Genomic DNA, 514 nt, shown 5'->3' with positions numbered 1-514 from the left:
ACCGGTGTTGCGTCCCTTGTGTTCCTTGCGGAACTTGCGACGTGCGGGTTGCAGCATGTTCTATGACTCCTTAGGCTTGCCCGGTGCCGGGACCGGCCGCCTTGCGGACGCGCTTGACCGCCGGCTTGGCTCCGTCGCCGGCAGCGCCGTCGGCAGGCTTGACATCGACGCCAGGCGCCTCGGCGCGCGGCGCGCGGTCGCCACCCGGGCGACCACGGCGGTCCGGTGCGCCAGGACCACCGGGGCGGGGGCCACGGCGTGGACGGCGCTCTTCTTCCTGGGCCTCGGTCTTGTTGGCACCCGGCGCGTCGCCGCGGCCCAGGTTGTCACCCCGATAGACCCACACCTTGACGCCGATGACGCCATAGGTGGTCTTGGCCTCAGAGAACCCGTAGTCGATGTCAGCGCGCAGCGTGTGCAACGGCACCCGTCCCTCGCGGTACCACTCGGTGCGCGCGATTTCGATGCCGTTGAGTCGCCCGGCGCTCATGATCTTGATGCCCTGCGCGCCCAG

1 protein-coding gene is annotated in these 514 nt (G+C 70.0%); it reads right to left on the bottom strand.

Going from position 1 to position 514, the window contains the following annotated elements; all coding sequences use genetic code 11:
• Positions 1-70 precede the first annotated feature (70 nt).
• Positions 71-514, bottom strand: a 444-nt coding sequence (locus L6Q96_23660; protein MCK6557542.1) for a 30S ribosomal protein S3, incomplete at its 5' end; no start/stop codon positions are given.

The organism is Candidatus Binatia bacterium (assembly GCA_023150935.1).
Lineage (GTDB): Bacteria > Desulfobacterota > Binatia > HRBIN30 > HRBIN30 > JAKLJW01.
Note: the sequence above shows the minus strand (reverse complement) of the source record. Positions and strands in the feature narration are given on the sequence as shown.